The following is a 25,513-nucleotide window of genomic DNA, read 5'->3' as shown; positions in this document are numbered from 1 at the left end:
GCGGCAGAGTGACGTTCGGTCTGGACAAATTGGTGGATCTGTTGAAAGCGGCGGGTGAGACGACGCGCTTTCGCTTGCTTGCGCTTCTGGCTGCCGGCGATCTGACGGTTACCGATCTTACCGAAATCCTCGGCCAGTCGCAGCCGCGTATCTCCCGTCACCTCAAACTTTTGACGGAAGAGGGGCTGATCGAGCGTTATCAGGAAGGCGCATGGGCCTATTTCCGTCTGCGGCAGGATGGTGAGCCCGCGGGCGTCGTTCGGCAGCTGCTTGACGCCGCGTCGCCGTCTGATGCCGTTCTTCAGCGTGACAGTGAACGGCTTGCCACCGTCAAGCGGGTGCGGGCGGAGCGGGCGCAGGATTATTTCAGCCGCAATGCTTCCGCCTGGGACGAACTGCGTCGCCTGCATGTCAGTGACGAGGCCGTGGAGGGTGCGCTCCTGAAGCTGGTGGGCACCACGCCTGTCGATTCGCTTCTCGATCTGGGCACCGGCACCGGCCGTATCCTGCAGCTTCTGAGCGGCATCTATCGTCGCGCGATCGGCGTCGATGCCAGCCGTGACATGCTGTCGGTGGCGCGTGCCAATCTCGACAAGGCAGGGGTGGTCAACGCCTCGGTCCGTCATGGCGATATTCTCAATCTGCCGCTGGAGGGACAGGATTTCGATCTGATCGTTATCCATCAAGTCCTGCATTTCCTCGACCAGCCGGAAATCGCGCTTTCGGAAGCCGCGCGCATGCTGCGTCCCGGTGGGCGGCTGATCGTCATCGACCTTGCGCCGCATTCCTTCGAATATCTGCGCGATGAACATGCGCATGTGCGGCTCGGTTTTTCCCATCCGCTGATGGAAGAATGGCTGAAAAAGGCCGGACTTGCTCCGGACCGCGCCGTCGATCTTCATTCTGAAAAGGCGTCCGATGAATCTCTGGACGTGACGATCTGGGTTGCCCGCGACCAGCGGCTGCTGATGGCAGACGATGTGGTGCAAGAGGCCGTTTTACTCGCTGCCGGGAGGGCATGATATGTTGAGGTCGGAAACCGCACGCCACAATGGCGATATCCGGGGCGATATCCGGTTGTCTTTCGAATTTTTCCCGCCCAAGAATGCCGAGATGGAAACCCAGCTCTGGGAAACGGTTGCCGAGCTGAAGAAGTGGGATCCGGATTTCGTGTCCGTCACCTATGGCGCCGGTGGATCCACCAAAGCGCCGACACTGGATGCGGTGCGCCGCATGATCGGTGACAGCCATCTGTCGACCGCCGCACATCTGACCTGCGTGGATGCCAGCCGTGAGGACGTGCATCAGGTCATCGAAGAATTCCGTAACGCCGGCGTTCGCCATTTCGTGGCGCTGCGTGGCGATCCCTCCACCGGCATCGGCACGGCTTATCAGCCGCATCCGGAAGGTTATGAGAATGCTGCAGCCCTGGTGAAGGGACTGCGCGAGATAGGCGATTTCGAGATTTCCGTTTCCGCCTATCCGGAAAAACATCCCGAGAGCGCCAGCGATGCTGTTGATATCGATATGCTGAAGCGCAAGGCGGACAATGGCGCGACGCGTGCGCTGACGCAGTTCTTCTTCGATAACGACGTGTTCGAGCGCTATATGGAGCGGGTGACGGCTGCAGGCATCACCATTCCGGTGGTTCCGGGCATCATGCCGATCCAGAATCTCACCCAGCTCAAGCGTTTCGCCGGCCGTTGCGGCACCAGCGTTCCCGGTTTCCTGGATGAGCGTTTTGAAGGCTATGACGACGATCTGGAAGGTCGTGCCCGCGTGGCTGCGGAGGTTGCCGCCGAACAGATCGCCGATCTTCAGCGTCGCGGTGTCAATGAGTTCCACCTCTACACCATGAACCGCGCGCCCCTGGTCGACGCTGTGCTTGAAAATCTCGGGCTGGAGCGTCTGCGCCGCAGCGCCGCCTGACTTAAAGCAGCAGAGCACCGACATGAAAAAAGCGCAGGTCCCTCGGGGCCTGCGCTTTTTAAACTCGTGTCATCTACGGTTCTTATCTGCGTTTGGTCTTCACGTCGTGTCAGATGAAAAGCATCATCGCTACGAACAAAAACGCCAAACCGACTGCCAAGGCATTGAGAGATTTTGTAAGTCCCATGGGTGCCTCCTGTTGTTGACAGGTTCGATAATATGACCGTTTTGTGGCAGTTGAAAAGCGGTTTCTGTGACGCAGTGCAGCACGCTTTGGCGGGGCGCAAAAAATCAATTCATGTAACATGCTGAAATTAAATGATTATTTTCTTATCACGCAGTGCTTCATATCTTTAAAAAAAGTAAATGACCGGGGTGTTATCCCCAGTCATCAGGTCGAGATTAACACTTTATGCCTTGATTCCGGCCGATAGATTAAAGTCCGGAAGGCGTCGTTAAGATTGCTTAAAGCGCCTGCAGAAGTGCGGCAGACGGCCAGCCATCAGCGGGCAGTCCGAGACGCTGCTGCTCCTTCTGGATGGCGACGCGGGTGCCGGAACCGAGAATGCCATCCACCTTGCCGACATTGTGTCCGCGCGCTTCGAGCTTGGTCTGAAGCTCCTTCATGGTCGCGTCATCGAAACCGGGCTCCGGATTGCCCTTGTTGTAGACGGGGGAGCCCATCAGGCGGGTGGCGAAATAGGCGGCCGAAGTCGTGTAGATGAACGACTGGTTCCATTCCAGATAGATGTTGAAGTTGGGATAGGTGATGAAGGTCGGTCCCTTGCGCCCCTGCGGCATGATGAGCGCTGCGGGCAGGGCGGCGAAGTTCTTGTTGCCGTCTCGTGGCGTCACGCCAAGCGCGAACCATTCGCCGGCTGTCAGCGGGCCGCCGAGGCCGGATTTTTCCCAGGGCAGGTTTTCCGGCAGGGAAACTTCCTGAATCCAGGGTTCGCCCTTCTTGAAACCGAGATGCTGGATGAACTTCGCAGCCGTCAGGATCGCATCCGGGGCGCTGCTCTTGACGTTGATGTGGCCGTCGCCATCACCATCGACGCCGAAGGCGATGATGTCCTTGGGCAGCATCTGCACCTGGCCGATTTCACCGGCCCACGCGCCGCTATTGGTGGTGGGGTCGAGATCACCATGCTGGACCATTTCGATGAGCGCTAGCAATTGCGGGCGGAAGAGTTCCGGGCGGCGGCAATCATGCGAAAGGGTCACCAGCGCGTTACGGGTGTTGAAATCACCCTGAACGGCGCCAAAATCGGTTTCCATGGCCCAGAAGGCGGCGATGACGCCGGCCGGTACACCGTATTCACTTTCGGCGCGGGCGAAGGTGGAGGACAGTTCCTGAAGCTTCTTGCGGCCGATATCCAGACGCGCCTGGCTGACGGTGCGCTGGGAGAACTCCAGGAAGGTTTGACGGAAGACGCCCTGGGCGCGGTCACGCGAGAGCACTTTCGGATCGATCTGCGCGCCTGCAAGCGCCTTCTGAATGGCATCGGCCGGAATGCCCTTGGCGAGCGCATCGGCTTTCACGCCTTCAAGAAACGCGCCGAGATCGCCGCCGCAGGAAACCTGCTTGGGATCCTCAGGCGAGGCAACGGGCGGGGTGGCGAAGGCGCAGGTGGTGGAAAGAAGCGACAAAGCGGCGGCAAAAACGATGCTGCGCGACCGGAACGTGGGCATGGGAATTTCCTCGATAGGTTGTTAGCCCGCTTTACCCATATGTTTGCGACAAAAAAACGGACCGCGCGATCTGACGTTGCAGAACAACGCCGATTTTTCGAAAGTGTTGCTTCTTGGCCGTCTTATTTGGCCGAAGCAATCCATTTTCGCCAGTTTTTCTCCGTACCGGCAAAGACATTGATGTCGGTTGGGCCGTTTACGCCGGGCACGACGCCGGTTGCCGTATATTGCCAGAAGGCCCATTTGCGATCTTCGTAGATCTTGGCCGGATGGGCGGCGACGGAACGCACCCAGAAATGGTAATCCTTGAACTGGCCAACGAGGTTGTCGCGGTGGAAATCAACAGAGGTATAGATGATCGGGCGCTTGCCATAATGGGCTTCGATGCGGTCGAGGAAACGCTGCATTTCGACGCGAACAACGCCGGGCGCCGGGCGCGTCTTGCAGGTGGGCGAGGAGGAGTTCCACTCCACGTCGAGAACCGGCGGCAGGGTGACGGCGTCCTTTGGCACGTTGCGAATGAACCAGTCGGCCTGGGCATCCGCTGTCGAGCAGAAATAATAGAAATGGTAGGGCGCATGCAGAATATCCGCGGCTGCCGCGCTGCGCCAATGGTCACCGAACTTCGGATCGATGCGGTCCGATCCCTCCGTCGCCTTGATGAAAACGAAGGAGACACCTGATTTGCGGACGGTCTGCCAGTCGACATCACCATTCCATTTGGACACGTCGATGCCGTGCACCTCATGGCGGTGCGGATTGTTCATGCCGAAATCCTGCGGGTCGGTATCGGAAAATTTCGGCTTGGAAACGGATGCGGTTTCCAGCAGGTCATAGCTGGTGGAGGTGCAGCCGCCGATCAACAGCAAAGCCGACAATAGTGCCCATAAACGCAGCCGCATTGGAATCCTGATGAAAATGTTGCCCATCCCACGGCCGCAAAACAGCGCGCCGTATCTCCCGATTTACGCATAACATGGTAAACAAACTGATATGGCAAGGGGCAACGTGTTTTTTGCACCCCGCAAGTCGCTGGATTTGAAGCGGTTTGCGGTTTTAACGCCGAGATCTGGCTCGGCAGGAGCCTTGAAGGCGACACCCCTTTGGCCCCCAAAGATTCGCACCGCCCCCGGGAATCAGGCGTCGGCCAATATGCGGTGGATTTTCGGCTGCTGCGCTTCAACGACCGGAAGTGTGATGACAGCCCGCCACGCATAACCCCGGGCGATTTCCTCGAATTCGAGATTACCGTCAAAACGGCCGGCCATATTGGCCAGAACATAGCGGAGATTGGCGCGGGGCGTAACGTGAAAGCGGGTGAGCCAGGCTTGCAGAAGCGTGCGGAACCAATTCGGCAACTGTTCCTGCTGGCCGAAATCGACAATATGCAGCGAACCGCCTGGTTTTACCGCCGTGAGCGCCTGTTCGATCGCCTTTTCCCAGTCCGGTATCATCGACAGCGCATAGGGGATCATGACGCGATCGAAGCCCTCGGACTGGCCGAATTCCGAAGCACGGAAGGCGGTGGCATCGGCCACGCGCAGAATGGGGCGTTCCGCCTTGCCGGCGAAATTCTCGGATGCGGTCAGCAGCATTTCGGCGGAAATGTCGAGGCCAAACAGTTTCGCGTCCGGAAACTTGCGGCTGGCCAGCAGCAGGTTGCGACCGGTGCCGCAGCCCACTTCCAGCAACGTGCCGCCCTTCGGCACGTTGAGGCTGGAAATGGTCCTGTCGCGGCCGAGAAGGTAATATTTGCGGGTGATATCGTAGATATGCCGCTGGTGGCGATACATGCGGTCCATCAGGCTCGCATGCGCGCTGTCTGCAAGGCCCACATTCTCGCCGATGGTTTTCATGCCATAGCCCTCTCGTAAATATGGAAGCCGCCGTAGATGGCCGAGCGGTCCATGGCGTTGAGCTCGTTGGAGCGCTCTTCGAGATAGACCCACTGGTTGCGGATATCAGGGGAAAGCCGACCTTCGATGACGCTCTTTTCGGCGGCGGTGCGAAATATGATGCGTGCGTCCGAGGCGGCGGTGCGGCTGATCTGCGACCACAATTCGTTGAGCTGCACGTCCGTCATCCAGTCCTGTGCGTCGAGGAGGATGTAGCGGTCGACGGCGCTTGCAGGCTTGCGCGAGAGAAGCTCGGTATAGGTGGCGTGATGCACCGCGACGCGCGCCGTGTTGTTGCGGATCGTCTCGTAATATTCCGGCTTGAGATAGGCGGGCAGGGCGCCCTCATGCGGTTCGGGATAACGGCGCGCGAAGGCCTGCCAGGCGAAATAATTGTCGCTGAGCGGGAAGTTGCAGGCGAGCTTTTCCAGGCGCTGCTTGAGAACCGAGGCAACCGTGCCGTTATCGGAAAGGCTGGCCAGCTCGTCATATTGGCGTGGCGGAATACCGAGGCCGAAAAGCGAGCTTTTGCGCTTCGTCAGCCAGCGCACCACCGGCTTGTCGAATAGCGGTGCGACCTTGCTGTCGAAGAACTGGCGCTGTTCGTCCAGCGTCCGGGTCTTGGCCATTTCGGTGAGTTTCACGCCGTGCAGCCGGGCCATGAGATGGCCAGCGCCGATGAAGCGGCCGAGCAGGCCGGTGCGGTAGATGTTCCTGTCGAACACCGAGATGCGGCGGCGGCCGGAAAGGGTGCGCTTCGACCAGTAAGCCTTGGTCGTGGCGTCAAGGTGCTCTGCGATGAAGCGGTCGTACCCGTGGCTGTTGCTGCGGGTGTTGGCGCGGCCGAAATGGCGCACCACATCCTGATGGGCCGGCAGATGGCGGAACGCGGCAAGCTTCAGCTTGTTCAGCGCAATGTGATGCGGGTTGAGATCAACCACATCGATGCTGGCAGGGTTGCGGGAGAGATAGGCCAGCATGTTGCAGCCGCCCGAGCCGATGGTGACGATGCGGTGGCCTTCGCCAAGCTCCATCGCTTCCATGTCGATCTCAGGGTCTTCCCAGATCTGCGGATAGACGAGGCCGGAAAAGAGGACGCCGAAAAAGCGCTCGGACAATCCGCTTTTGGAGAGTGCCTTGTGCTGGAGCAATGCGGACTTCAGTTTTGTGTTCTTGCTGAAGCCGGTCTTGGGTGCCGCACTCGTCATATGTTCACCTCTCAGTCGATTGAGAGGCGTCTACAGCCGGGACACTACAATTTGATGACAGGGGCTGTGGGCAAAGTCGGGGAATAAAGGAGACGGTGGAAAACCAGCCCGTATCTCGGATTGCCGATAAGCTTCCATTGGACACGACGTCATCCTCGGGCTGGTCCCGAGGATGACGAAAAAAACGTCGCGGCGTTTATTTGGAAAGGCTGCTTAGCTGCACGGCGCTCCCAGCGCCGCCAGAGGCCATCACTTGCGCAGGACGTGCAGCATGCCCTTGCGCTTGGCATCGTAATAATAACCGCGTGCGTAAAGCCGGACGGCATTGTCGCGGTCGTTACCAGCCACAACCCATGCGCCGCGCAGATATTTGACGGCGTATTTGAGATTGGTTTCGGCATCGAAGAGGCCGGAGGCGGGGCCATCGAAGCCCATGGAGCGGGCCGTGGCGTGCCTGATCTGCATCAGGCCGAAATTGCCGCTGCTATAGGCGCCGGGATTGTATCGGCTCTCGCGCTGCACCACGCGGTGAACCAGATCTTCCGGCACATCATACATGGTGGCGTATTTGGTAATAAGGCCGCTCAGCTTTTCGCGTCCAGCCGGCGCGGAATTGAGCGGCGCCGTCATTGATTCGTTCTGCCGGATGGCGGCAAGTGCGGCATTGGTGGGGCCGGCGGCATAGGCCAGAACCGTGCTGTCCGGCTTCGGTAGCGGAATGACTTTGCGTTCCGCCGTCAGTTCGGTGCCGATGGAGGGCGAGCCGGGCGGCGGCGGTGCGGGAGGGAAGCTGCCCTTGATGGCAACCACCTGCGGCAGATCGGCGGCGGCATTGTGGGCAGCCGGCTTGGCCGCCGTTTCGATGGCTGCTGCCGCGGGAGCGGCACCTGTCGGCGCGAGTGCTGCAACGGCGGTGGGTGCGGATGTCGCCCCTGCGGCCTGAGCCACTTCCGTCTGGTGCGGCTGCATCTGGGCGGTGATGGCTGCGGCGGCTGCGATTTCGGACGCCGGCGGCAGGGCCACGCGTCCGCCCTTGACGGCGACGGCAGTGGGAAGTGCTGCTGGCTGGGAAGAGGTTGCGGTTTCGGCGGTCTGCACCGCTGATGCTGCCGAGGTTGCGCCCGCTGCGGCTTCGGCCGTTGCCGGCTGCGTCGATGTTTGCGCAGGAGTGGTAGCGGGATTGACCGTCGCGATCTTCGGGCCGTTAGGCCCTTCCTTCGCGGTATATTCGACGCTTGTGCATGCGCTCAATGCCAGTGCCAGACCCACGGTGGAAGACAGAAGAAGTGCACTTCTTCCGCGGAATTTGCCCGAATTTCGCATGTTGCCGCCTTCGTTATGCCTGTCTTTCGATACCCCCGCGTCGAGCGAAGCAGGCAGTGTCCCGTCGAGCCTTCATTAACCTATTGTAAGGATAGCGGCAAGCCGGGACGTGGCGGCCCGGTTTTTCAGGCTGCGATGCGCCTGTATCCGGCGCTGACAGCGCGGCCGGAAATGAAGTGAGTGCGGTATTTCGGCCGGATTTTCTTGTCGCCCGACATGCGGCGCACCAGCGCGAGCGTCGGGCCGGCAAACAGCGCCTGCGCGGTCAGAATCACAAGCGCCAGAAGCAGGATGGCGGCCTGCGCCATGGCGAGCGTTTCAATTGTGTTGCCTGACGTGGAAACGAATTGTGGCAGCAACGCCAGAAAGAAAGTGAAGTAGCGCGGGCGCAAAGCGGCAATGGCGTAACAATCGCGGAAAATGCCGCTCCAGGATTTGCCCGGCAGATTGTCATTGTCGGCATTGGCCGCCTGGGCGGCCGGCGTGGCGAAGGTCCACAACAGAAACAGCATCAGCCAGCCGATGCCGGCCCATTGCACGATTTCCACGAAGGATTGCGGCAGGTAGGCGAGACCGGCCACCGGAATGGCCGAAATCGTCATGGCCGTGACGATGCCGAGCGCGCCGCCGACAGCGGAGGCGAAGACCGTCTTTTTGCCGCGGATGGCGGCATAGGAGGCAACAGAGAATACAAGGGGAGAGGGGAGTGCGAACACAACGGCACATGCTGCACAAAAAATCAGCCAGGCCTGTCCAGACATTCTCTTCCTCCTTGCCCTCCCTGTCGCCGTCTTATTTTAGACTATCGTAAAATCAGGCCGCTGTGAACGGCTGACCGACGTGTTCCATCACTTCGGTAAACCATTTTGCAGAGAGGTCGAAATGCTTTCCGCCCTTGATACGCGGAAACTCGATCGTCCGCAATTTGCCATTCTGGTCTTCGTCATGGCCGGTGACGCCAGAGACCTTGTTGAGCGCGCTTTCGACGGCGAGATCGACCATGCCCTGGATGAGGCGCAGATCGTCCCCATTGGCGGCGGCGGAGCGGGCGAAATAGCCTGATTTCTGCACCATGGAGCGTTCAGCACCGATGAGGCTGGCGAACTGCTTCTGGAACCAGCCGCCAACATTGATCGTGTCGATCTTGACGTGGCCGAAGGCGTCGCGCTTGACGGCCTCTCCGGACGCTTCGCGTTCGGCAACGATCGAATCAAGGCCGGCGCCTTCCGACACGAACAGCGTGACATAGCCGTTTTTGTCCATGATTTCCTTCAGGCGCTCGGCTTCCGCCTCGATGTCGAAGGCCATTTCCGGCAGGTAGATGCCGTCGATGTTCTTCATCTGCGTGTTCATCATCAGGCCTTCGACATATTCATTGCCGCTGGTCTTCTGGATATAGGCGCGGGCGGTGGCGGCCGTCAGCCAGCCGCAATGGCGGCCCATGACTTCGTGGATGACGAAGGTCTTCGGTGCAGCGCTCTGCTCGTTGCTGACATTGTCGAAAAAGGAGGCGCCGACTTCGGCGGCCGTCCAGGCGCCGAGCGACTGCTTGATCGGCACCACGTCATTATCCACCGTCTTCGGCAGGCCGACGACGGTGAGGTTATAGCCGTTCGCGCCGAGATAGGCGGCAAGGTCCGCAGCCGTCGTGTTGGTGTCGTCACCGCCGATGGTGTGGAGAATGGTGATGCCGTCGGCCGCCAGCCGGTCAGCGGCGACGCGCAGCGGATTGTCGCCTTCCTTGACCAGACCGCGCTTGGCGCAATCGGCGGCATTGGTGAGCTTGACGCGGCTGTTGCCGATCGGCGAGCCGCCGTAACGGTGCAGCAGATGCGCTTTTTCCCGCATGTCTTTGTTGATTTCGATACGGTCACCCAGAAGCACGCCCTGATAACCCGAGCGGTAAGCGATGATGTCGATCTCGGGCGCAATGTCGCTGTAACGCTCGATCAGGCCGCCCACGGCCGAAGAGAGACAGGGCGCAAGGCCACCCGCGGTCAGCATTGCGACTTTCTGTTTGGCCATCATGGCTCTCCTTTTCACATATACCCAAAGACATGTCTGGCAAATGGATGCGACAGCCGCGTGTAGGTGTAAAGTGAATTTATGAAGAAAAACGCGGATTTCTCGCGGTTTTTCAGCGGCTTGAGCAAAGTGGTGGAATATAATCGTTTCAATCGGCATAGCCGGTGGCCGGCTATCCGCCGTCTGTGGAAAACCGTGGTCGCATCGTCCGCCGCACTCTTGTTCCTGAAGCAAAACTGTCGCAAAGATGAATAAAAGTTAATGCCGCCGGACCGCTGGACATATTGCATTCGCGGCAATATCCCGTCATGCTTGTCGCATGATGTTCGATTTCGCGTGTCTGCAAATTTCATCCCTGTGGGAACGGCTGCTCGGCGCAATCGGCGACGCGGCAGGCGGTGCACTCGGGCGCGTGGTGGAAGCCATCCGCACCCTTTTCGAAGGTGATCCGGAAACCCGCCGCAAGGTTTCCTTTTCCGTGGCCATCATTGCACTTTCCGCCAAGATGGCGAAGGCCGACGGGGTCGTCAACGATGCCGAGGTTCGCGCTTTCCGGCAGATTTTCGATTTTCCGGAAGAAGAAGCCAAGAACGTCGCCCGTCTTTATAACCTCGCGCGGCAGGACGTTGCCGGTTACGAAGCCTATGCGGAGCGGCTGGCTGGTCTTTGCGGTTCCGGGCACGCCAATTGCGAGATGCTGGAAAGCGTCATCGACGGCCTGTTCCACATCGCCAAGGCTGACGGGCTGATCCACGAGCGGGAGCTGGCCTTCCTTGGCCGGATCGCGGAAATCTTCCGTATCACCGAAGATCATTTCGAAACGATCATGGCGCGGCACGTCCACATGGACGGGCGCGATCCTTACCGCGTGCTCGGCGTTTCACCTTCGGACGATTTTCTGGATATCCGCAAGCGGTACCGAACGCTGGTTGCCGAACACCATCCCGACAAGCTCATCGCCCGCGGCGTTCCCATGGAATTGCATGCGGCCGCGAATGAGCGTATGGCGGCTCTCAACGCCGCTTATGCGGCCATCGAGAAAGAACGCCGCGTCGCATGAGTGAATGTCTGCCGGATTTTACCCCGGATTTCGGGGGCGCAACCGTTGCGCCTTCGCCTAACCATGGCGAAAGGCTCGGTGTCGCCGGTCCTGACATCATTCTTCTGCACTATACCGGCATGACGACGGCCGACGGCGCGTTGTCGTGGCTCTGCAATCGCGAAAGCCAGGTCTCAAGCCATTATTTCGTCTTCGAGGACGGGCGCGTCATCCAGCTCGTGCCGGAAACACGCCGTGCCTGGCATGCGGGCAAAAGCACCTGGACGGGGGATGAAGACATCAATTCCCGCTCCATCGGTATCGAGATCGCCAATCAGGGCCATCCAGGCGGCCTGCCGGAATTTCCGAAAAAGCAGATCGAAGCCGTCATCGAATTGTGTCGCGATTGCGGCCAGCGCTGGAATATCGCACCTGAAAGGGTGCTGGCGCATTCTGATGTCGCCCCGATCCGCAAGGTCGATCCGGGTGAAAAATTCCCGTGGGACATCCTGTCGCAGCAGGGTGTCGGCCATTGGGTGGAGCCTGCGCCGATCCGTGGCGGGCGCTTTTTTCAGCGCGGAGACCATGGCCAGCCGGTAGAAGCGCTGCAGTCGATGCTGTCTATTTATGGTTATGGCGTTGAAATAACAGGCGCTTATTGCGAAAAAACCGAAGGCGCCGTGGCGGCTTTCCAGCGGCACTTCCGCCCCGCCCTGGTGGATGGTATCGCGGATTTCTCCACCATCGACACGCTGCACCGGCTGATCGCCAGCCTGCCGAGATTTTCGGGCGCTTAACCGCCGATTCTGGAAAAGCATTCCCGCTTTTCCAGCGTGTTCAAGTCGCTTTTTTCTTGTGCCACAGTTAATCCGCATTGAGGAAGTTTAAGAACGTCACTGCATGCGGTGTCGTTCTTCAGGGGAACTTACCGTCAATATCAATCAAGGAGACCGGACAGCGGAAGGTCGAGATCGACTTTCCGGGCGCAGACTATTTGTGTCGCTTCATTGTTCCGGTCATCCGATCTGGAGAATTTTTCTACATATGAACAGGGTTGTTGTTGCTGTCGTGGCGAGCGTTGTTATGCTCGCTTCGCAGGCGGGGATTGCTTTTGCCAAAGACGAGGACGTCAAGACCAAAACCGTGACGCTGGAGACATTCTTCCGCAAGCCCGGTTATCCCATTCCCGAAAAAAGCCTGCCTTCCTCGCTCAGGAACGATTATTCCGATCTGATCGTCAAATATGCCAAGCGTTACGGCGTTCCCACCAATCTGGCGCATGCCGTGGTTTCGGTGGAAAGCAAGTTTAATCCGAAGGCCCGCGGCAGCGCAGGTGAAGTCGGGCTGATGCAGATCAAGCCGGCAACGGCGCGGATGATGGGCTATCGCGGCACCACCAAGGCGCTCTACGATCCCGAGACCAATATTCGCTGGGGCATGCAATATCTGGCGACGGCGCATCAGCTGGGCGGCGGCCAGGTCTGCAGCACGATCCTGCGCTACAACGCCGGTCATGGCGCCACCCGCATGAACCCGGTCTCCAAGCGTTATTGCGGCAAGGTGCAGGCGCTGCTGGCCGGTTGAGGCCGGTTTGTATTGCTTGTTAAATTGCGAAAAGCGATTCCGGTTCGGCCCGGCATGCTGTAGTCAGAAGCAAAGCTGATACGGAGCATGACATGCCGGATTTCAAATATATCGTCGTCGGGGCCGGAATGATGGGAGCGGCCGCGGCGCGGCATCTCTCAGTGCAAATGGATGGCGTGGCGCTGATCGGACCGGGCGAACCTGCTGATCGCAAGACCCATCAGGGTGTGTTTTCAAGTCATTACGATGAGGCGCGCATCACCCGCGGGTTTGACGGCGATCCGGTCTGGGCGGAGCTGGCGCAACGCTCCATCCGCCGTTATGCGGAGATCGAGGCCAAAAGCGGCATCCGCTTTTTTACCGAAGCAGGCTGCCTGTTCACCGGCAACGGTAAGGGTCTTGCGGGAGATTATGTCTCGCGCGCCCTTTCCTCGGTCGACCGTCTCGGTCTTGGTGTAGAGACACTCGGCGGCGATGTCCTCGTTGACCGGTTTCCGATGTTCTCCCTGCCGGCCGATCACGACGGTTATTTCGAGGCGCAGAATGCCGGTCACGTCAATCCGCGCGCCCTGGTGAAGGCGCAGTGCGCCATTGCCGAGGTGCAGGGCGCGAAACTGCTGCGTGAGACGGCGGCCCATATTCGCGACACCTCCCATGGCGTGGAGGTTTCGACCCGCGACGGGGCCGTCCATACCGCCGAAAAGGTCATCGTTGCGGCGGGCGGCTTTACCAACATGGCGGAACTTCTTCCATCGCCGGTCGATATGGCGGCAACGGGCCGCACCATCGTGTTTTTCGAGCTGGATGAGGCGAGGCAGGCCCTGTTCGGCGCTATGCCGTCCACCATCGTGCTCGCGGAGAACGAGGACGACATCGTCTATATCCTGCCGCCGGTGCGTTATCCCGATGGCAAGGTCTATCTGAAGATCGGCGGCGAAAGCGAGAAGGGCAGGCTTGAAACGCTCACCGAAGCGGTAGACTGGTTCCACTCGGACGGTACGCCGGATGAGGTAGAATTTTTGAAAAAGCGGGCGCTGTCCCTGATGCCGGCGCTTGCCGGCTGCCCCGTGACCTCCGGCTCCTGTGTTGCCTCCATCACCCGTAGCGGCTATCCCTATATCGGCTATACGCAATCCTCCAATATCGCGGTTCTGACCGGCGGCAATTTCGTCTCCGCCAAGTCTTCGGACGAGATCGGACGACTGGGTGCTGCGCTGCTTTTGAACGGCCAGCTGACCGAGGATGAATTCGCCGCTGAAATGTCGCCGGTTTTCGTCTGACATTCACGGGCGAAGCGGCTAAAAGGTTGCGACGGAAGTGAGCGGGTAAAGAGGGCGGCATGTCGGGACATTTCAAATATATCGTCGTGGGTCGCGGCATGATGGGTGCGGCCGCCGCCCGCCATCTGGCGGAAACGGTGGATGACGTCGCGCTGATCGGTCCCGGTGAACCTGCCGACATTAAATCGCATCAGGGTGTTTTCGCCAGCCACTATGACGAAGCGCGGATTACCCGCACCATTGATGGTGACGCAGACTGGGCGCTGCTCGCCAACCGCTCGATCGCGCGTTATGCCGATATTGCGGCCAGAAGCGGCGTTGAATTTTATGCTCCGGTCGGCTGCCTGATGGTGGGGCCTCAGCGGGGCGGTGACAATTCCTTTGTTGACGATGTCCGCAAGGCGGCGGCGCGGCTCGACGTTTCGACGGAACTGCTGGACGGTCAAAGCCTCGAAAACCGCTTTCCCTATTTCACCTTCGAGCCGGGTTGCGAGGGAGTGTTCGAGAGGAACAATGCCGGATACGTCAATCCACGGGCGCTGGTGAAGGCGCAAACTATTCTCGCTGAAATGGCGGGTGTCACGCTTATCGACGATATCGTCGTTTCGACGCGGGAAGAGGGTGGCCGGGCATCGGTTCAGACGGCCTCGGGCGCGGTTTATACTGCAGACCGGGTGTTGGTGGCGGCCGGCGGCTTCTCGATCATGAAAGATCTGCTGCCGCAGCCGGTGGCGCTTAATGTCTATGCACGCACCGTCGCTTTCTTCGAGATAGACGAGGGTGACCTTGCGCAATATGCGGACATGCCATCGCTGATCTATGAGCCGCGTCAGCCGACCAAACATATCTATCTGCTGCCGCCAGTGCGTTATCCCGATGGCAAATTCTACCTGAAGATCGGCGGCGATCCAGATGACAAGAGGCTCGGCAGCGATCCGGAAATCCGGGAATGGTTCCGCTCCGGCGGACGTGAAAGCGTGCGGGATCATCTCTCTGACATCGTCGGAACGCTGGTGCCTTCCATTGATCTCTCGCGTGTCTCGATGGCCGCCTGCGTCGTCTCCAAAACGGGGAGCAGCTATCCGGCCATCGGTTTCACCGCCTCGCCGCGCATCGCGGTTCTGACCGGCGGCAACGGCACGGCGGCCAAGAGCTCTGACGAGATCGGCCGGCTTGGCGCCGGGCTGCTGCGGGACGGAGAAATCGTTGACGGGGCCTTTTCGACGGATTTCAAACCGGCATTTCTTTGATCCTCGCCTGCGCTTTTCAGTGGCTTTCGCCTCGGAACATGGTTATGGAGCCCATGCCAGTTGGCCGGGCAGCCGCGCTTTACCAATGTCGAAAGACGGTAAGGTGAGGAAAGTCCGGGCTCCACGGAAATACGGTGCCGGATAACGTCCGGCGGGGGTGACCCCAGGGAAAGTGCCACAGAGAGCAAACCGCCATGCCTTGCATGGTAAGGGTGAAAGGGTGGGGTAAGAGCCCACCGCGCCGCTGGTGACAGCGGCGGCAAGGTAAACCCCACCGGGAGCAAGACCGAATAGGGATGACACGGGATGGGCGAAAGCCCGTTCACAGCCGGTTTCCAGGCCCGTCATCCGGGTGGGTTGCGCGAGGCGGCATGCAAATGCCGTCCCAGATGAATGGCTGCCACGTTCCGGGTCAAACCGGGGCCATACAGAACCCGGCTTACAGGCCAACTGGCGAATTTTCCTACCTGTGTGCGGTGCGCCGCTGTTAATCCGGCGCACTTGCGGTGAAGGTGCTTATTCGGGTTTAGCGATACGAATCGGACGGGTTCCGACCGGAGCGCCGGTCACGCGGTCTATGGTGACGGGATCGATTTCCGTTCCGGTCTCGGCGTCGAAAAAACGGGTTACCTCACCGCCGCCGCGATGCTTGTTTCCCCATGCGCCAATTGCAAACAGCACCGGCAGAAAATCGCGGCCGGCTTCCGTCAACATATATTCGTAGCGTGGCGGACGATCGGAATAACGGCGTTTCATCAGTAATCCCTCTTCGGTCAGCGATGAAAGCCGCGCCGTCAGCATCGTCGGCGCGATGCCGAGGCTCTTGCGAAAATCATCGAAGCGGGCGAGGCCCGCATGGGCATCGCGCATGATCAGCATGCTCCAGGCATCGCCGACAAGGGCAAGGCTGCGGGCGATGAGGCAGGGCTGGTCCGAGAGATTTTTCATGTCGATATCTTTTTAGTAGTGACTTTGTATCGATTTGATAGTAACTGAATGCTCATTGTTGTTCCATAACAAAATGAAAGTGGACGCAGATGAGCAAGACAGAACGCGGCATTGCCCTGGTGACGGGCGCATCCTCCGGCATTGGACTGGTGACGGCGCGGGCGCTCCGGCGCGATGGTTACCGTGTGTTCGGCACCAGCCGAAAGCCGATGCCAGACATGGAGGATGGGATCACGATGCTGATCTGCGACGTTACCGACGATGCGTCCGTGCGGCGCGCGGTGGACGAGGTTTTGAGCCGCGCAGGAAGGATCGATCTTCTCGTCAACAATGCCGGGATCGGTTTGCTGGGCGGTGCGGAAGAATCGACGGCGGAGCAGGCGAAGGCCGTATTCGACGTCAACGTGTTCGGCGTGATGCGCGTGACAAATGCGGTTCTGCCCGTCATGAGACGGCAGCGTCGCGGCCGTATCGTCAACCTCAGTTCCATACTCGGGCTGATCCCGGCCCCCTATAATGCGCTTTACGCATCGACCAAGCACGCCATTGAAGGCTATTCGGAATCTCTTGACCATGAAGTGCGAACGCAGGGCATCCGCATCGTGCTTGTCGAGCCGGGTGTGACCCGCACCTCCTTCGAAGAAAACATCACACGGCCAGACCGGCCGCTTGCCCTCTACGATACGGTTCGGGCGGACGCCGAGAAACTGATGCGTGACGTCATCGAAAAGGGCGATGACCCGGAGGTGGTTGCAAAAGTTGTCGTAGAGGCCGCCAATACGGCAGCGCCCAAACGACGCTATACTGCCGGAAAAGCTGCGGGGCAGGCCCGCTTCATCCGCCGCTTCCTGCCTGAGTCCTTCGTCGACAGGAGCTTTCGGAAATTCAGCAGGCTTCCTGATTGAGCTTTTATTGCCGGTGCCGGGTGTCGGCCGCAGAAACGAAAGTTAGTCCGATGAAATCATTTCTGATCGATCGCTACAAGAAAGGCGGCGCATTGCGGCTCGGTGAAATCCCCGAGCCGGAGGTGCGCGCAAACGACGTTCTGGTCGAAATCCGCGCCGCCAGCGTCAACCTTCTGGACAACAAGATCAGAGACGGAGAGTTCAAGCTCATCCTGCCGTACCGCCTTCCGCTGGTGCTGGGCAACGATGTGGCGGGTGTTGTGGTCCGCGCCGGCGCCAATGTCCGCAAATTCAAGCCCGGTGACGAGGTCTATGCCCGACCGGACCAGGCACGTATCGGGACATTTGCCGAGTACATCGCCATCGATGAGGCCGATGTGGCGATGAAGCCGGACAATCTGACCATGGAAAAGGCCGCATCCATACCGCTTGTCGCCCTGACGGCATGGCAGGTGCTTGTCGAGCGGGCCAATGTGCAGAAGGGACAGAAGGTGCTGATCCATGCCGGTTCGGGCGGCGTAGGCACTATCGCGATCCAGCTTGCCAAACATCTCGGGGCTTATGTGGCCACAACCACGAGTACAGCCAACGTGGATCTGGTAAAAAGTCTCGGTGCAGACGTCGTGGTCGACTACAAGAAGGAAGACTTCGAAAAAGTGCTGCACGGTTATGATGTCGTGATGAACAGCCTCGGAAAGGACACGCTGGAAAAATCCATTGCGGTGCTGAAGCCGGGTGGCAAGCTGATTTCGATTTCCGGCCCACCTGATCCGGATTTCGCACGGCAGAATGGCTCCGGCTGGCCGCTTCGGCAGGTAATGCGCCTGTTGAGCCTTGGCATCAGGAGGAAATCGAAACGCCGGGGGATCGGCTATTCTTTTCTCTTCATGACTGCGAATGGCGGGCAGCTTGAAAAGATTACCGCTCTGATCGAGGCGGGCCACATACGTCCGGTGATGGATCGGATATTCCCGTTCGAAAAGACCAATGAGGCATTGGACTATATCCAGACCGGTCGTGCGAAGGGCAAGGTCGTCATCGCGGTGAAATAATGTTTGCGGTCCATAGGGCCGAAAGCAATTGCCATTTGCAGTTCAATTGCCGGGCAAATATGGGGCCGATGCTCGACGTGTCGGGCGGCCCCGTGCGCCGTCACGTTTTTAGCTGGAATGCTCCCGATGAAAAATGACATCGTACTCCCGTCACCTGAGGCGCGGAGCGCCATCTTGCGCCGCCTTCGGCGCATTGTGGCTGAGACCATGGCTGGATGAAGAGGCGCATTCGCCCGGACCGCGATCAAAAGCGGTGCGGCTGAAATCATTTCCTTGTTTCAAAAAAGAAAAACGGTGGTTTCACCGCACCTTTGTGTGCCGTGAAAAAGCGTCTTTGCGGCTGAAGTAAACCATTCGTTAAACTTAACGGCTTATGAATTTCCGATGCGAAGTCGGTATCGTGCCGGCTTCTCCCATTGACGCCCACAGTGTCCCATGATATCCCAAATGCACACCACATTGGGTCGTGTTTTTGACCCGCAATCGCTGAAACGAGTGAGGAGCCTGCGAGGGGCTGCTGCAGGGCATGTCGCCCTGGCGCTTGGCGATGTGTCGTGCGTACCGGTGTCGGCTGCGGAGCGGATGGATCGCTTTGCGGCATGCGGTTTTGGCGAGTTGAATAATGGACCGCTTTTTATCGAACGTGACGAACAGGATCGACGCCAAGGGGCGCGTCTCGGTTCCGTCTCCGTTTCGTTCGGTGCTGGCGAAGCGCGGCATTCAGGAGCTTTATTGTCTCCAGGATTTTGCGTTTCCGGCAATCAGTGTCGGCGGTCCGGATTTGCTGGAGCGCTACGAGCGGCAGATTGCGTCCATGGATGCTTTCTCGCCAGAGGCAAACGCAATGTCGCTGCTGGTTCACGGCGGCGGCGTTTTCATGAAGCTCGACCAGGAAGGTCGATTGATGGTGACGGATTTTGTGCGGGAATTCACCGGCATATCCACCGAGGTCACCTTCGTCGGGCGGGCGGATCATTTTCAGCTTTGGCAACCGGATGCGTTTTTGGCGGCGCAGGCGGAAGCAAGAGCGGGGCGCGGTTTTTCGGCTGCTCGCCCCGCCTAGGACGGGGACACGGGATGGCGGCGAATTCTGGCGGACGATCTTCTGATGCCGATGGCGGACCTCAGCGTCACATCCCTGTCCTGCTTCGCGAAGTCATCGCCGCGCTGGAGCCTGCGTCCGGCAAGATTATTCTCGATGGTACTTTCGGCGCCGGCGGTTATAGCCAGGCCATTCTCGATCAGGGCGCCAATGTCATCGCACTCGATCGCGATCCGACGGCGATCGCCGGCGGCCAGGCCATGGTTGCCGCCAATGGCGGCCGCCTTTCGCTTATTCATGCGCAATTTTCCGATCTCGCGAAGCATGCCCCTGAAGGCGGGCTTGATGGCGTCGTTCTCGATATCGGCGTGTCTTCCATGCAGATCGATGAGGCCGAGCGCGGTTTTTCCTTCCAGAAAAACGGCCCCCTCGACATGCGCATGTCCGCTTCCGGCGTCTCGGCTGCCGATGTCGTCAATCGCGCCAAGGTCAGCGATCTGATCCGCATCTTCGGCTTTCTCGGTGAAGAGAAGCAGCCGGGCCGCATTGCCCGCGCCATCGAGAAGAAGAGGGCGGAAGAGCCGTTCCGAACCACCCGCGATCTGGCGGGGCTCATCGAGATCGTCACGCCGCGCAAGGCGAAGGACAAGATCCATCCCGCAACGCGGGTGTTCCAGGCGCTGCGCGTTTTCGTCAATGATGAGCTGGGGGAACTGGCGCAGGCTTTGTTTGCCGCCGAGCAGGTTTTGAAGCCCGGCGGAAGGCTCGTCGTCGTCACGTTCCATTCGCTGGAAGACCGTATCGTCAAGAAATTCTTCTCCGACCGTTCGGGCAAGGCCGCCGGTTCCCGGCATCTGCCGATGGTGGAGGACAAGCCAGCCATTTTCGAGAACATCGGCAAGCCGATGATCGCCGCCAGCGATGAGGAGGCGGAGCTTAATCCGCGGGCTCGCTCGGCCAAGCTTCGCGCTGGCCTGCGCACCACAGCCCCGGCGCGCGCTGCAGATTTCTCGATTTTCGACCTTCCCGATCTCGCCAGCCTTGAAAAGATGGGAGGCTGATATGCTGCGCACTTTCGATGTCATCTTGATGGGGGTCATGGTCGCTGCGGCTGTCGTGACCTATTCGATCAAGCACAAGGCCGATCTGAAGCTTGAGGAGGTCCGCAAGCTGGAGGCCGAGATCAAGCTTGAAAAGGACACGATCGATCTTTTGAGGGCCGACTGGGCGCTGCTGACACAGCCGAACCGTCTGCACCGTCTGGTGAATGCCTATCAAACGGAACTCGGTCTTTCACCGACGCTGCCGACGCAGCTGGCGCAGCCGCGTGAACTGCCGATGCTGCGCTCGCAATTGCCGCAGCCGCCCGAACCTGAAGGCATGAGCGTCGAGGATGTCATCGCCGCCGCCGTCAACGGCTCCAAGCCGGGGGCTACACTTGGCGGCGCTTCGAAGCCCAAATCGCCGCCTGCGGGCCAGATCGCTGTCAACGGCGTTCCGGTGCCCACGCCACGTGCGCGTGTTTCACGCCCGGCGCCGGCGCCTGTACCGGTCGCTTCCGCCGCCGCTGGTGATGAAACCGGCGATATGGATGAAACCATAACAGGATCGGTGAACCGCTGATGTCTTTTCTCTCCCGCGTCATGGTTCTGAAGAGCAAGGCTCACTTTTCCGCCAGCACCACCGGTGTCTATACCGACCATGCGGCCTTTGAAGGCGCGCGCAAGAAGCGTGCTGCCCAGGCCAAAAGCCGCGTCGGCCTTCTGATCTTCGGTTTTGTCGCCTTTTATGCCGTCGTGGGCGGCCGTCTCGTGCAATACGGCATGGCGGAGCAGGAAACCGTTTCGAGCATTGCGCCCGCAGACCGGCTGATGGCGTCGCGCCCCGATCTTCTCGACCGCAACGGTGAGGTTCTGGCGACCGATATCCGCACCGTTTCGCTGTTTGCCGAGCCGCATCGCATCGTTGATATCGACGAGGCCATCGAGAAGCTGCGCACCGTCCTGCCTGACCTCGACCAGCGTACCACCTATCAGAAGCTCTCCTCCAATTCGCGCTTCCAGTGGCTGCGCCGTCAGCTGACGCCGAAGCAGCAGAGCCAGATTCTGGCGCTCGGTATTCCCGGCGTCGGCTTCCGCCCGGAAAAGCGCCGCTTTTATCCCGGCGGGCCGACTGCGGCCCATGTCGTCGGCCACGTCAACATCGACAACCGTGGCGTTGCCGGCATGGAACGTTACGTCGACAGCCAGGGCCTTGCCGATCTGACGGCGCTCGGCATGACCAGCGACCAGCCGCTCGAGCCGGTAAAGCTTTCCATCGATCTGCGTGTGCAGTCCATTGTGCGTGAAGTCGTGACCGCGGCGATTGCCAAATTCCAGGCGATCGGTGCGGGTGCCGTGGTTCTGGATGTGCATACCGGTGAAGTTCTCGCGATGGCCTCGGTGCCGGATTACGATCCGAACAACCCGGCCGAAGGCGCCAAGGAAGGCTGGCTCAACCGCATGTCGAACGGCACGTTCGAAATGGGCTCCACCTTCAAGTCCTTCACGATTGCCATGGGTCTCGATTCGGGCCGCGTCCGTCTCGGCGACACTTTCGATGCGCGCTATCCGATCCGCATCGGCGGTTTCACCATCAAGGACTTCCACGGCAAGGGCCGAATGCTTTCGGTGCCGGAAATCTTCCAGTTTTCGTCCAATATCGGTACGGCCAAGATCGCCGACACCGTCGGAACGGAAGGCCATAAGGAATTCCTGACGCGGCTTGGCCTTTTGACCCGCATGCAGACCGAGTTGCCTGAAGTGGCGCTGCCGTCACAGCCGCGAGAATGGAAGAAGATCAACTCCATCACCATTTCCTTCGGCCACGGCGTTTCCACGACACCGCTGCAGACGGCGGTTGCCGGTGCAGCACTCGTCAATGGCGGCAAACTGATCGAGCCGACGTTCCTGCCGCGTACCCGCGAACAGGCCGATCAGGTGGCGAAGCAGGTTCTGAAACCCGGCGCCAGCAAGGACATGCGTTTCCTCTTCGAGTGGAACGGCGTCAACGGTTCGGGCCGCAATGCGCGCGTCGACGGTTTCAACGTCGGCGGCAAGACCGGTACGGCCGACAAGGTCGTCAACGGACGTTACGTGCACGACAAGAACTTCAACGCCTTCCTCTCGGCCTTTCCGATGGACGATCCGCAATATGTCGTGCTGTCTTTCATCGATGAGCCAAAGACGGACAAGGGCAACGGCGCAGCGCTTGCCGGCACCTCTGCGGCGCCGATGGTGCACGATATCATCACCCGCACGGCGGCGGTGCTGGGCGTGAAGCCGAAGTTCGGCAAGGATGGCTCGGCCTTGCTCGTGTCTTATTGATTGTTAGCTTATGATGTTCCGGCGATTCGCGCCGGGGGGACAAGACGGACACAGTCGATGAATTTGCGAGATATATCCGGAAATGCCTTTCCGGAATTGAAAGAATTGCTCCTGTCTGAGATCGGGGCGATCGAAATCGGGGGGATCACCGCAGACAGCCGCAAGGCTGCGCCCGGCAGCCTGTTCGTGGCGGTTGCGGGCACCAGGGCGGATGGCGCGGCCTATGTAAAGGACGCGGTTGCCAAGGGTGCGGTCGCTGTCGTTTCCGGACACGCGCTGGAGGCTGATGTGCCGGTGCTTTCCGTCACGGACCCACGCCTTTATCTCTCCCTTGCCGCTTCCCGTTTTTACGGAAAACAGCCGGAAACCATGGTCGCCGTCACCGGCACTGCCGGAAAGACGTCCGTCGCCTCCTTTGTGCGGCAGATATGGGCTTTCGCCGGCCATGCCGCCGCCCAGATCGGCACCACGGGCGTCATCGCTCCCGGCCGCGAGGATTATGGCGCGCTCACCACGCCCGATCCGGTGACGCTGCATGCGCTTCTCGCCGAACTTGCGGCCGAAGGCGTGACCCATGCGGCGATGGAGGCGTCCAGCCATGGTCTTGACCAGCGCCGTCTCGATGGAGTGAGGCTGGCAGCCGCCGGTTTCACCAATCTTGGCCGCGACCACATGGATTATCATCCGACCGTCGAGGACTATATGGCCGCGAAGATGCGGCTCTTCGATACGCTGATGGAGAAGGGCTCTCCCGCAGTGATCTTTGCTGACGATCCGTGGTCGGACAAGGCAATCCGCGCGGCGCGCGAAGCGGGTCTCGATGTGCGCACCGTTGGCCGCAAGGGTGATTATTTGACCTTGAAACGGGTGGAGCACTTCCGTCACAAGCAGATGATCGAAGTGCATCATGACGGCGTGATCCATGAAGTCGACATCCCGCTGGCGGGCGATTTTCAGGTTGCGAATGCTCTCGTCGCTGCAGGTCTCGCCATGTCCACCGGCGTTGCCGCGACAACGGCGCTCAAGGCGCTTGAAAAGCTGATCGGCGCTGCCGGCCGTCTGGAACTCGTCGGCCAGACGGGGAACGGTGCGCTCGCCTATGTGGATTACGCCCACAAGCCGGATGCGCTGGAGAACGTGCTGACTTCGGTCCGGCCCTTCACCTCTGGCCGCATCATCACCGTCTTCGGCTGCGGCGGCGACCGTGACAAGGGCAAACGCCCGATCATGGGCGAGGTTGCAACGCGGCTTTCCGACATCGTCATCGTCACCGACGACAATCCGCGTTCGGAAGACGCCGCGACGATCCGTTCGGAAGTCATGGCGGCGGCTCCCGATGCATTGGAAATCGGCGACAGGGCGGAGGCAATCCGCCATGCGGTGTCGATGCTTTCACATGGCGATACGCTGATCGTTGCGGGCAAGGGGCATGAGGAGGGGCAGATCGTCGGTTCCGTGACGCTGCCGTTTTCCGATCATGAACAGGTGCGCGCTGCGCTGGCAGGGCTGGAAGGATCGAAGATTTGAGCTGGTTATGGACAGTCGCCGACATGATCGCCATTACGGCAGGACGCCCCGTGGGCAACCTGTCGACCGGAATCACCGGCATTTCCATCGACAGCCGGACTGTCAAAGCCGGCGAGGCCTTTTTCGCCATCAAGGGCGACCGGGTTGACGGCCATGACTATGCGAGTTTTGCCGTCGCCAACGGGGCCAGTCTGCTCGTCGTGGCCGAAGGCAAGCTGCCGGCTCTTGGCCGTCTGACGGTGCCGATGATCGTCGTGGAAGATGTTCTTATCGCGCTTGGCAAACTCGCCATCGCGGCGCGTGAAAGAACGTCGGCGCGCATCATCGCGGTCACGGGGTCGGTCGGCAAGACGACGACGAAGGAAATGTTGCGGCAGGCTTTGGCCCCTTCGGGCCGGGTGCATGCGGCGGTTGCCTCCTTTAACAACCATTGGGGCGTGCCTTTGACGCTCGCGCGCATGCCCGCCGATACGGAATTCGGCGTGTTCGAAATCGGCATGAACCATTCCGGCGAAATCCGGCCGCTGGTGAAAATGGTCCGCCCGCATGTGGCGATCATCACGACCATCGCACCGGCGCATCTCGGCAATTTCAAGAATATCGAAGAGATCGCCGCCGCCAAGGCCGAGATTTTCGAAGGTCTGGAGGAGGGTGGTTCCGTCATCCTCAACCGCGATAACGCCCAGTTCGAACAGCTTGAAGAAGCGGCGCAGGAACAGGGCATCGAACATATCCTTACCTTCGGGCAGCACGCGAAAGCGGATTTCCGCCTCGCGGATTTCGAGAGCACGACGACGGGCTCGACGATCTGGGCGATCCTGAACGGCGAAACCAGCGAGTTGCACATCAATATTCCCGGCCGGCACATCGCAGACAACGCCATGGCGGTCCTTGGCGCGGTTGCCGTAACGGGCGCCAATCTCGACCGCGCCTTCGAGGCGCTCGGATCGCTCGAAGCGGTGAAGGGGCGCGGCCAGCGCCATCATCTTTCCATCAATGGCGGCTCCTTCCTGCTGATCGATGAAAGCTACAATGCCAATCCGGCCTCCATGCGCGCCGCGATTGCCGTGCTGGCGGAAACGGAAACGCAGGGTCACGGCCGGCGGGTCGCGGTTCTCGGCGACATGCTGGAGATGGGCGAGTTTTCGGCGCAGCTGCATGAGGAGCTGGCCGGGCCGTTGCTCGCAGCCGGCATCGAGCATGTGTGGCTTGCGGGCGAGGCGATGGCGGCGCTGCGCGATGCGCTGCCTGATAGCGTGACCGTCATCTGGTTCCCGACGACGGCGGAACTCACCGATTTTGCCCTGCAATGGGTGCAACCGGGAGACGCGCTGATGGTAAAATCGTCACTTGGCCTCGGTTTCGGCAAGATTGTCGCCGCGCTGCTTGACAAGTATCCGGCATTCCCCGAGACGGAACGCCAAGTCTGAAATAGCCTTTTGAAAGGGC

General features: G+C 60.0%; 23 protein-coding genes and 1 other RNA gene. 16 read left to right on the top strand and 8 right to left on the bottom strand.

What is annotated here, in order from left to right; genetic code table 11:
* Positions 1-8 precede the first annotated feature (8 nt).
* Both CFB10_RS20840 and metF read left to right on the top strand, forming a co-directional pair.
* Positions 9-1,022: a metalloregulator ArsR/SmtB family transcription factor gene (locus tag CFB10_RS20840; RefSeq protein WP_020009272.1), complete on the top strand. Its 1,014-nt coding sequence runs from the start codon at positions 9-11 to the stop codon at positions 1,020-1,022.
* 1 nt (position 1,023) lies between these two features.
* Positions 1,024-1,929, top strand: coding sequence for a methylenetetrahydrofolate reductase [NAD(P)H] (gene metF, locus CFB10_RS20835; RefSeq protein ID WP_020009273.1), 906 nt, complete (start codon positions 1,024-1,026; stop codon positions 1,927-1,929).
* 465 nt (positions 1,930-2,394) lie between these two features.
* Here metF and CFB10_RS20830 read toward each other — a convergent pair whose 3' ends face one another.
* The 7 genes from CFB10_RS20830 to CFB10_RS20800 form a co-directional block, all read right to left on the bottom strand.
* Entirely contained in the window at positions 2,395-3,621 is a 1,227-nt protein-coding gene (locus CFB10_RS20830; RefSeq protein ID WP_020009274.1) for a lytic murein transglycosylase, read from the bottom strand.
* Positions 3,622-3,743: 122 nt separating this feature from the next.
* Complete coding sequence (locus CFB10_RS20825) at positions 3,744-4,523, bottom strand: GH25 family lysozyme (RefSeq protein WP_026363419.1); 780 nt, start codon at positions 4,521-4,523, stop codon at positions 3,744-3,746.
* Between the two features lie 234 nt (positions 4,524-4,757).
* Entirely contained in the window at positions 4,758-5,477 is a 720-nt protein-coding gene (locus CFB10_RS20820) for a class I SAM-dependent methyltransferase (RefSeq protein WP_020009276.1), read from the bottom strand.
* Positions 5,474-6,724 carry a DUF3419 family protein gene (locus CFB10_RS20815; protein WP_020009277.1) on the bottom strand — a complete coding sequence of 417 codons (1,251 nt, stop codon included), beginning with the start codon at positions 6,722-6,724 and terminating at the stop codon, positions 5,474-5,476. Before CFB10_RS20815 ends, CFB10_RS20820 begins: the two co-directional genes overlap by 4 nt.
* A 249-nt stretch (positions 6,725-6,973) precedes the next feature.
* Positions 6,974-8,047, bottom strand: a complete 1,074-nt coding sequence (locus CFB10_RS20810) for a lytic transglycosylase domain-containing protein (protein WP_020009278.1) — start codon at positions 8,045-8,047, stop codon at positions 6,974-6,976.
* Positions 8,048-8,172: 125 nt separating this feature from the next.
* Positions 8,173-8,808 (bottom strand): LysE family translocator, encoded by a 636-nt coding sequence (locus tag CFB10_RS20805; protein WP_004430707.1) that lies wholly within the window; start codon positions 8,806-8,808, stop codon positions 8,173-8,175.
* A 52-nt stretch (positions 8,809-8,860) separates the two neighbouring features.
* Entirely contained in the window at positions 8,861-10,072 is a 1,212-nt protein-coding gene (locus CFB10_RS20800; protein WP_004430709.1) for a pyrophosphate--fructose-6-phosphate 1-phosphotransferase, read from the bottom strand.
* A 319-nt stretch (positions 10,073-10,391) separates the two neighbouring features.
* On the opposite strand from CFB10_RS20800, the gene CFB10_RS20795 reads away from it, so the two are divergent.
* The 6 genes from CFB10_RS20795 to rnpB all read left to right on the top strand — a co-directional run bounded on the left by CFB10_RS20795 (position 10,392) and on the right by rnpB (position 15,683).
* The gene (locus tag CFB10_RS20795; protein WP_004430712.1) at positions 10,392-11,132 is read left to right on the top strand and encodes a DnaJ family molecular chaperone; all 741 of its coding nucleotides are present in this window, start codon (positions 10,392-10,394) and stop codon (positions 11,130-11,132) included.
* Complete coding sequence (locus CFB10_RS20790; protein ID WP_020009282.1) at positions 11,129-11,908, top strand: N-acetylmuramoyl-L-alanine amidase; 780 nt, start codon at positions 11,129-11,131, stop codon at positions 11,906-11,908. The genes CFB10_RS20795 and CFB10_RS20790 overlap by 4 nt, the downstream gene beginning before the upstream one ends.
* A gap of 247 nt (positions 11,909-12,155) precedes the next feature.
* Positions 12,156-12,695, top strand: a complete 540-nt coding sequence (locus CFB10_RS20785) for a lytic transglycosylase domain-containing protein (protein WP_020009283.1) — start codon at positions 12,156-12,158, stop codon at positions 12,693-12,695.
* A gap of 92 nt (positions 12,696-12,787) precedes the next feature.
* The gene (locus tag CFB10_RS20780; protein ID WP_020009284.1) at positions 12,788-13,975 is read left to right on the top strand and encodes an FAD-dependent oxidoreductase; all 1,188 of its coding nucleotides are present in this window, start codon (positions 12,788-12,790) and stop codon (positions 13,973-13,975) included.
* A gap of 59 nt (positions 13,976-14,034) precedes the next feature.
* Complete coding sequence (locus tag CFB10_RS20775) at positions 14,035-15,225, top strand: FAD-dependent oxidoreductase (RefSeq protein ID WP_020009285.1); 1,191 nt, start codon at positions 14,035-14,037, stop codon at positions 15,223-15,225.
* A 56-nt stretch (positions 15,226-15,281) separates the two neighbouring features.
* Positions 15,282-15,683: RNase P RNA component class A (gene rnpB / locus CFB10_RS20770), an RNA gene on the top strand.
* Between the two features lie 58 nt (positions 15,684-15,741).
* Here the strand turns inward: rnpB and CFB10_RS20765 are convergent.
* Positions 15,742-16,173, bottom strand: a complete 432-nt coding sequence (locus CFB10_RS20765) for a helix-turn-helix domain-containing protein (RefSeq protein ID WP_020009286.1) — start codon at positions 16,171-16,173, stop codon at positions 15,742-15,744.
* 89 nt (positions 16,174-16,262) lie between these two features.
* On the opposite strand from CFB10_RS20765, the gene CFB10_RS20760 reads away from it, so the two are divergent.
* The 8 genes from CFB10_RS20760 to CFB10_RS20725 all read left to right on the top strand — a co-directional run bounded on the left by CFB10_RS20760 (position 16,263) and on the right by CFB10_RS20725 (position 25,494).
* On the top strand, positions 16,263-17,078 hold the full coding sequence (locus tag CFB10_RS20760) for an oxidoreductase (RefSeq protein ID WP_020009287.1): 816 nt from the start codon (positions 16,263-16,265) through the stop codon (positions 17,076-17,078).
* Between the two features lie 50 nt (positions 17,079-17,128).
* Positions 17,129-18,130, top strand: a complete 1,002-nt coding sequence (locus tag CFB10_RS20755; RefSeq protein WP_020009288.1) for an NADP-dependent oxidoreductase — start codon at positions 17,129-17,131, stop codon at positions 18,128-18,130.
* Positions 18,131-18,752: 622 nt separating this feature from the next.
* Entirely contained in the window at positions 18,753-19,193 is a 441-nt protein-coding gene (gene mraZ, locus CFB10_RS20750; protein WP_004430734.1) for a division/cell wall cluster transcriptional repressor MraZ, read from the top strand.
* A 14-nt stretch (positions 19,194-19,207) separates the two neighbouring features.
* On the top strand, positions 19,208-20,233 hold the full coding sequence (rsmH, locus tag CFB10_RS20745; RefSeq protein ID WP_020009289.1) for a 16S rRNA (cytosine(1402)-N(4))-methyltransferase RsmH: 1,026 nt from the start codon (positions 19,208-19,210) through the stop codon (positions 20,231-20,233).
* 1 nt (position 20,234) lies between these two features.
* Positions 20,235-20,795 (top strand): hypothetical protein, encoded by a 561-nt coding sequence (locus CFB10_RS20740; protein WP_004430738.1) that lies wholly within the window; start codon positions 20,235-20,237, stop codon positions 20,793-20,795.
* On the top strand, positions 20,795-22,537 hold the full coding sequence (locus CFB10_RS20735; protein ID WP_020009290.1) for a penicillin-binding protein 2: 1,743 nt from the start codon (positions 20,795-20,797) through the stop codon (positions 22,535-22,537). The genes CFB10_RS20740 and CFB10_RS20735 overlap by 1 nt, the downstream gene beginning before the upstream one ends.
* A gap of 57 nt (positions 22,538-22,594) precedes the next feature.
* Complete coding sequence (locus tag CFB10_RS20730) at positions 22,595-24,064, top strand: UDP-N-acetylmuramoyl-L-alanyl-D-glutamate--2,6-diaminopimelate ligase (protein ID WP_020009291.1); 1,470 nt, start codon at positions 22,595-22,597, stop codon at positions 24,062-24,064.
* Positions 24,061-25,494, top strand: coding sequence for a UDP-N-acetylmuramoylalanyl-D-glutamyl-2,6-diaminopimelate--D-alanyl-D-alanine ligase (locus CFB10_RS20725; protein ID WP_026363420.1), 1,434 nt, complete (start codon positions 24,061-24,063; stop codon positions 25,492-25,494). The genes CFB10_RS20730 and CFB10_RS20725 overlap by 4 nt, the downstream gene beginning before the upstream one ends.
* Positions 25,495-25,513: the final 19 nt, after the last annotated feature.

Source organism: Agrobacterium sp. 719_389 (assembly GCF_900188475.1).
In the GTDB taxonomy this organism is placed as follows: Bacteria; Pseudomonadota; Alphaproteobacteria; order Rhizobiales; family Rhizobiaceae; genus Agrobacterium; species Agrobacterium radiobacter.
Note: the sequence above shows the minus strand (reverse complement) of the source record. Positions and strands in the feature narration are given on the sequence as shown.

What these genes read in the sequence shown, in the direction of transcription:
- metF (WP_020009273.1), top strand. Translation starts at nt 1,024, where the DNA reads ATGTTGAGGTCGGAAACCGCACGCCACAATGGCGATATCCGGGGCGAT.
- CFB10_RS20830 (WP_020009274.1), bottom strand. Translation starts at nt 3,621, where the DNA reads ATGCCCACGTTCCGGTCGCGCAGCATCGTTTTTGCCGCCGCTTTGTCG.
- CFB10_RS20825 (WP_026363419.1), bottom strand. Translation starts at nt 4,523, where the DNA reads ATGCGGCTGCGTTTATGGGCACTATTGTCGGCTTTGCTGTTGATCGGC.
- CFB10_RS20820 (WP_020009276.1), bottom strand. Translation starts at nt 5,477, where the DNA reads ATGAAAACCATCGGCGAGAATGTGGGCCTTGCAGACAGCGCGCATGCG.
- CFB10_RS20815 (WP_020009277.1), bottom strand. Translation starts at nt 6,724, where the DNA reads ATGACGAGTGCGGCACCCAAGACCGGCTTCAGCAAGAACACAAAACTG.
- CFB10_RS20810 (WP_020009278.1), bottom strand. Translation starts at nt 8,047, where the DNA reads ATGCGAAATTCGGGCAAATTCCGCGGAAGAAGTGCACTTCTTCTGTCT.
- CFB10_RS20805 (WP_004430707.1), bottom strand. Translation starts at nt 8,808, where the DNA reads ATGTCTGGACAGGCCTGGCTGATTTTTTGTGCAGCATGTGCCGTTGTG.
- CFB10_RS20800 (WP_004430709.1), bottom strand. Translation starts at nt 10,072, where the DNA reads ATGGCCAAACAGAAAGTCGCAATGCTGACCGCGGGTGGCCTTGCGCCC.
- CFB10_RS20795 (WP_004430712.1), top strand. Translation starts at nt 10,392, where the DNA reads ATGATGTTCGATTTCGCGTGTCTGCAAATTTCATCCCTGTGGGAACGG.
- CFB10_RS20790 (WP_020009282.1), top strand. Translation starts at nt 11,129, where the DNA reads ATGAGTGAATGTCTGCCGGATTTTACCCCGGATTTCGGGGGCGCAACC.
- CFB10_RS20785 (WP_020009283.1), top strand. Translation starts at nt 12,156, where the DNA reads ATGAACAGGGTTGTTGTTGCTGTCGTGGCGAGCGTTGTTATGCTCGCT.
- CFB10_RS20780 (WP_020009284.1), top strand. Translation starts at nt 12,788, where the DNA reads ATGCCGGATTTCAAATATATCGTCGTCGGGGCCGGAATGATGGGAGCG.
- CFB10_RS20775 (WP_020009285.1), top strand. Translation starts at nt 14,035, where the DNA reads ATGTCGGGACATTTCAAATATATCGTCGTGGGTCGCGGCATGATGGGT.
- CFB10_RS20765 (WP_020009286.1), bottom strand. Translation starts at nt 16,173, where the DNA reads ATGAAAAATCTCTCGGACCAGCCCTGCCTCATCGCCCGCAGCCTTGCC.
- CFB10_RS20760 (WP_020009287.1), top strand. Translation starts at nt 16,263, where the DNA reads ATGAGCAAGACAGAACGCGGCATTGCCCTGGTGACGGGCGCATCCTCC.
- CFB10_RS20755 (WP_020009288.1), top strand. Translation starts at nt 17,129, where the DNA reads ATGAAATCATTTCTGATCGATCGCTACAAGAAAGGCGGCGCATTGCGG.
- mraZ (WP_004430734.1), top strand. Translation starts at nt 18,753, where the DNA reads ATGGACCGCTTTTTATCGAACGTGACGAACAGGATCGACGCCAAGGGG.
- rsmH (WP_020009289.1), top strand. Translation starts at nt 19,208, where the DNA reads ATGGCGGCGAATTCTGGCGGACGATCTTCTGATGCCGATGGCGGACCT.
- CFB10_RS20740 (WP_004430738.1), top strand. Translation starts at nt 20,235, where the DNA reads ATGCTGCGCACTTTCGATGTCATCTTGATGGGGGTCATGGTCGCTGCG.
- CFB10_RS20735 (WP_020009290.1), top strand. Translation starts at nt 20,795, where the DNA reads ATGTCTTTTCTCTCCCGCGTCATGGTTCTGAAGAGCAAGGCTCACTTT.
- CFB10_RS20730 (WP_020009291.1), top strand. Translation starts at nt 22,595, where the DNA reads ATGAATTTGCGAGATATATCCGGAAATGCCTTTCCGGAATTGAAAGAA.